This window comes from uncultured Paracoccus sp., assembly GCF_945915435.1.
GTDB lineage: Bacteria > Pseudomonadota > Alphaproteobacteria > Rhodobacterales > Rhodobacteraceae > Paracoccus.
The window spans coordinates 1-4,940 of record NZ_CAMEFG010000081.1 but is presented as its reverse complement, the minus strand read 5'-3'; the positions used below and the strand labels follow the sequence as shown (position 1 = coordinate 4,940).

Annotated in this window: 5 protein-coding genes and 1 pseudogene; 2 read left to right on the top strand and 4 right to left on the bottom strand. The window is 67.1% G+C overall.

All coding sequences use genetic code 11. The annotated features are described in order from the left end of the window. Both Q0O97_RS17225 and ftsY read left to right on the top strand, forming a co-directional pair. Positions 1-418, top strand: a pseudogene (locus Q0O97_RS17225) (fructose-bisphosphate aldolase); the annotation flags it as partial. 179 nt (positions 419-597) lie between these two features. Beyond that, on the top strand, positions 598-1,617 hold the full coding sequence (ftsY, locus tag Q0O97_RS17220) for a signal recognition particle-docking protein FtsY (RefSeq protein WP_294932334.1): 1,020 nt from the start codon (positions 598-600) through the stop codon (positions 1,615-1,617). Here the strand turns inward: ftsY and Q0O97_RS17215 are convergent. The 4 genes from Q0O97_RS17215 to hisS form a co-directional block, all read right to left on the bottom strand. Beyond that, positions 1,614-1,982 (bottom strand): hypothetical protein, encoded by a 369-nt coding sequence (locus tag Q0O97_RS17215; RefSeq protein ID WP_294932331.1) that lies wholly within the window; start codon positions 1,980-1,982, stop codon positions 1,614-1,616. The two genes, ftsY and Q0O97_RS17215, sit on opposite strands and share 4 nt — an antisense overlap. Positions 1,983-2,045: 63 nt before the next feature. After that, entirely contained in the window at positions 2,046-2,732 is a 687-nt protein-coding gene (hisG, locus tag Q0O97_RS17210) for an ATP phosphoribosyltransferase (protein ID WP_294932328.1), read from the bottom strand. Beyond that, entirely contained in the window at positions 2,729-3,796 is a 1,068-nt protein-coding gene (locus Q0O97_RS17205) for an ATP phosphoribosyltransferase regulatory subunit (RefSeq protein ID WP_294932325.1), read from the bottom strand. The genes hisG and Q0O97_RS17205 overlap by 4 nt, the downstream gene beginning before the upstream one ends. Next, a partial coding sequence (hisS, locus tag Q0O97_RS17200; RefSeq protein WP_294932322.1) for a histidine--tRNA ligase occupies positions 3,793-4,940 on the bottom strand: 1,148 nt, incomplete at its 5' end. The genes Q0O97_RS17205 and hisS, both read right to left, overlap by 4 nt.

The following is a 4,940-nucleotide window of genomic DNA, read 5'->3' as shown; positions in this document are numbered from 1 at the left end:
CTGGTCCTATCCGCGCGGCGAGGCGATCACCAAGGACGGCGAGACCGCCATCGACATCGCCGCCTATGCCGCGCAGATGGCGGCGCTGATCGGCGCGCATATCATCAAGATCAAGCTTTCCACCGACCACCTGATGCTGCCCGAGGCCAAGAAGGTCTACGAGGACAAAGAGATCGACATCGCGACCCAGGCCAAGCGGGTCGAGCATTGCATGCAGGCATCCTTCAACGGGCGCCGTATCGTCGTGTTCTCGGGCGGGGCGGCCAAAGGCGCGGATGCGGTCTATGACGACGCCCGCGCGATCCGCGACGGCGGCGGCAACGGTTCGATCATCGGGCGCAACAGCTTCCAGCGTTCGCGCGAGGATGCGCTGGACATGCTGGGCAAGCTGGTCGACATCTACTTGGGCAAGGCCTGATCCGGCTGCATGCGGGGGTTGCACACCCCCACGCCCGCACCTTTCATGTGGGGGTTTCACACCCCCACACCCCCGTGGGGTATTTTCATGATGAAGAAGAAGGGGCGCGCGGTGGTCGCGCCCTTTTCCTTTCGGGTTGGACAGCATAGTTTGCCCAAGGACGGCAGAAGGATGGGTTCATGTCTTTTTTTTCCAAGCTGCGCGAAAAGCTGACGCGATCCTCGGCCCGGATCGGTGAGGGCATCGACGATATCGTCGGCGAAGCCGCAGCGGCCGAGCCTGCCCCCCAGCCTGCCGAGGCGCCGCGTCCCGGCATGATCGGGCGTCTTTTCGGCCGCGCCCCCGAGACCGAACCCCGGCGCGCGCTGGATGACGAAATGCTGGAAGAACTGGAGGAGATGCTGATCCAGGCCGATATGGGCGTCGATACCGCGCTGCGCGTTACCGCCAATATCGCCGAGGGGCGGATGGGGCGGATGGTTTCCTCGGGCGAGTTGAAGACCCTGCTGGCCGATGAGATCGCCCGCATCATGGCCCCTGTCGCCCGCCCCCTGCCGATCTATCCCAAGCGGCCCCAGGTGGTGCTGGTGGTGGGGGTCAACGGCTCGGGCAAGACGACGACCATCGGCAAGCTGGCCAGCCAGTTCCACGCGGCGGGCAAGAATGTCATCATCGCGGCGGGCGACACCTTCCGCGCCGCCGCGGTCGAGCAGTTGCAGGTCTGGGGCCGGCGCGCGGGCGTGCCGGTCCTGACCGCGCCCGAGGGCAGCGACCCCGCCAGCCTGGCCTATGACGCGATGGTGCGGGCCGAGGCAGAGGGCGCCGACCTGCTGATGATCGACACCGCCGGGCGTTTGCAGAACCGGCAGGACCTGATGGAGGAACTGGCCAAGATCGTGCGCGTGATCCGCAAGAAGGACCCCGAGGCGCCGCATAACACGCTGCTGGTTCTGGATGCGACGACCGGGCAGAACGCGCTGAGCCAGGTCGAGACCTTCCGCAAGTTGGCCGATGTTTCGGGGCTGGTCATGACCAAGCTGGACGGCACCGCGCGCGGGGGCGTGCTGGTCGCGCTGGCGGACCGTTTCGGCCTGCCCATCCACGCCATCGGCGTGGGCGAACAGATCGACGACCTGGACGCTTTCGACGCAGGCGATTTCGCCCGCGCGCTGGTCGGGCTGGACGGAGCGGCGGGCTAGGGGTCGGCCAGTTCGGCCTCGGTGGTTTCGCTGGTCATGGGGATCAGGTTGCCGTCGGGGTCGGTGGTGATCTCGGTGACCTCCTCGCGCGGGTTGAAGGGCGCGGTCAGTTCGGCGGCCCCGCTTTGCTTGTCGTAGATGCAGATGTAACGCTGTGCGAAATCCTGGTCTTCGGTCTGCACGATCAGGGCCGCGCCATAGCTTTCCGAGCCGAACGGGTTGACCTCGATCACCGTTTCGGGGCCTTGCGGCAGCAGTTCGCTGCAAGCCGCGTTCACGTCCTGGCGGAAACGGTCCCATTCCTCGGGCGAGGATGCCAGGGCCGTGCCGCCAAGAACGAGCAGGATCGGAAGGATGATGCGCATGGTTGTCCCCTTTTGAACAGAGGGTCAACGCGCCGGGCCGGTCGAGGGTTCAAACCTGGGGGTTCAAACCGGGGGTTCAAATCCAAGCTGGCACAGGAAAGCCCGCACTTCGGGTCCCATCGCCCCACGGCATGCGAAAAGCGTCGCCTGAGAGCGCAGGATGGGCGGGCCGTCGAGGATGCGCAGGTGGTTCGCCCGCAGCGTTTCCCCGGACGAGGTGATGTCGGCCACCGCCTCGGCGGTCTGGTTGGCGACGGTGCCCTCGGTCGCGCCCTGGCTGTCGACCAGTTGATAATCGGCGACCTCGTGCCGGGACAGCCAGGCGCGGACCAGCCGGTGATACTTGGTCGCGATACGCAGGCGGAAGCCGTGCGCCTGCCGGAAATCGCGGGCGATGGCGGCCAGGTCGTCGATGGTTTCGCAATCGCGCCAGCAGGCGGGCACGGCAAGGATCAGGTCGGCATGGCCGAAACCCATCGGGACCAGTTCCACCACATCCGACCGCCAACCGGCCAGTTTCTCGCGCACCAGATCGGTGCCGGTCACGCCAAGCTGAATGCGCCCGGCAGCGAGTTCGCGGGGGATCTCGCCCGCGGACAGCAGGACCAGCGAGACGCCCTCGGCCCCCTCGACCCGGCCCGAATATTCGCGGTCCGAGCCAGCGCGCGACAGGCGCACGCCGCGGGCGGCGAACCAGTCGAAGCTCTGTTCCATCAGCCGCCCCTTGGACGGCACGCCAAGACGAATCATCCCAACCCCCCAAGCTCGTGGATCAGGCCGGGGCGGATGATGCCGCCGACCGCCGGGATCGAGCGTCCCCGGCCCTGCCCCAGCACCGCCGCCAGCGCGTCATAGCGCCCGCCCGAGGCGACCGGCGGCCAGTCGTGCCAACCCGGTGCGGTAAAGCTGAAGGTCATGCCGTCGTAATATTCCATCGTCCGGCGGCCGTGGCTGGCATCGAAGCGGATGGCGCCGATATCGGTGCCGCGCGCCGCCAGCAGGGACAGGTTGTGGTCCAGCCGCGCGACCGCCCCGGCGATGGCGGGAATTTCGGTGGCGATGCCCTGCAACTGGGCCAGGGCCTGCGGCGCCGGGGCCTGGACGGCGAACAGCCGTTCCAGCCGGGCGGCCCATTCGGGGGGCAGCGGTGGCTCGGCCGCGTCGGCTTGCAGGCGGTCGATGCGGGCCTGCATCTCTTGCGGGTTGCGCAAGCCGGTCCAGGGGGCGGCGTTTTCGGGAAAATCGCGCGCGGGCGACGCGGCGGAAAACCGCGCCAGCAGCCACGCAAAGCGATTGGGCCGCCAGATGTGATGCAACAGCGCCGAACGCCGCGCCTGCGACAGCGGCAAAGCACGGACCGCATCCATCAGCAGGTCCATGTCGCCCATCGTCGCTTGCAGATTCAGCGGGGCCAGGATGTTGTGAAACAGCGCGAAAACCTTGGCATCGGCGTCGGTATCCTTGGCGAAAAGCTCGAACCCGACCTGGAGATATTCATTGTCGCGCGGATGTTCGGGCCGGGTATCGCCGTGATCCTGCTTGCGGAAAACCTCGCCCAGATAGCAGTAACGCGCAGGCTCGGCGCCGTTCTCCATATGCATCTGCACGACCGGAACCGTGAAGTCGGGACGCAACATCACCTCGCCCCGGATCGGGTCCTGGGTGACATAGGCCCGCGCCCGGATATCCTCGCCATACAGATCCAGCAGTATTTCGGCGGGCAGCAGAACGTCGGGCGCAACCTCGGTCGCCCCGGCGGCGCGGAAAAGGGCCAGGATCTGCTGGCCGATGGCCTGTTTCGCCGATTTGCTCATCCCAGGATACGCCGGACTTCGGCGACCAGATCGGCGCGGGGCACCTCGGTCTGCGCGGGCTGCGCCTTCCATTCGTCATGGCTGGCGCTGGCGGCGATCCTTGCGCCAAGAAACAGGTCCTTGACCTGGACGACGCCCCGCGCAGCCTCGTCCCCGCCCTGGATAATCGCGACGGGAGAGCGGCGTTTATCCGCATATTTCAACTGGTTGCCAAAGTTCTTGGGGTTGCCCAGATAGACCTCGGCCCGGATGCCGGCGGCACGCAGATCCGCGGCCATCGCCTGGTAATCGGCCATGCGGTCGCGGTCCATCACGGTCACGACGACAGGGCCGTGGCTTTCCACCCCGGCCAGTCCCTTGGCACGCAAGGCGGCCAGCAGGCGGTCCACCCCGATGGAAAGCCCGGTCGCGGGCACCTTCTGCCCGGTGAACCGCTCGACCAGCCCATCGTAGCGCCCGCCCCCGGCGACGCTGCCGAACTGGCGCTTGCGACCCTTTTCGTCAAGGATTTCAAAGGTCAGTTCCGCCTCGAACACCGGGCCGGTGTAATAGCCAAGGCCGCGCACGATGGAGGGGTCGATGATCGCCCGATCCTCGCCCACACCCTGCGCGGCCAGCAGACCGGCAATCTGGGCCAACTCGTCCACGCCCTCGGTCCCGATGGCCGATGCGCCGACCGCCCGGCGCAGGTTCGTCAGCGTGGCGGCATTGTCGGCCCCTTTCGAGGTCAGGAAAGCCAGCACCGGCCCGACCGCGTCAGCCGCCAGCCCGACGCCCTCGATAAAGGCACCGCTGTCGTCCTTGCGCCCCGTGGTCAGCAATTCGCGCACGCCAGCCTCGCCCACCTTGTCGAACTTGTCGATGGTGCGCAGAACGGCATCGGCCTGAGTGCCCGCCGTCACGCCCATTTCCTCAAGCACGCCGTTCAGGACCTTGCGGTTGTTGATGCGCACCAGATAGTCGCCGCGCTGGATGCCCGCCGACTCCAGCGCATCGGCCAGCATGGCGCAGATCTCGGCATCCGCCGCGACGCTGGCCGCGCCGACCGTATCGGCATCGCATTGATAGAACTGGCGAAAACGGCCCGGACCCGGCTTTTCATTGCGCCAGACCGGACCCATCGCATAGCGCCGGTAAGGCATCG

What these genes read in the sequence shown, in the direction of transcription:
- Q0O97_RS17215 (WP_294932331.1), bottom strand. Translation starts at nt 1,982, where the DNA reads ATGCGCATCATCCTTCCGATCCTGCTCGTTCTTGGCGGCACGGCCCTG.
- Q0O97_RS17205 (WP_294932325.1), bottom strand. Translation starts at nt 3,796, where the DNA reads ATGAGCAAATCGGCGAAACAGGCCATCGGCCAGCAGATCCTGGCCCTT.
- ftsY (WP_294932334.1), top strand. Translation starts at nt 598, where the DNA reads ATGTCTTTTTTTTCCAAGCTGCGCGAAAAGCTGACGCGATCCTCGGCC.
- hisG (WP_294932328.1), bottom strand. Translation starts at nt 2,732, where the DNA reads ATGATTCGTCTTGGCGTGCCGTCCAAGGGGCGGCTGATGGAACAGAGC.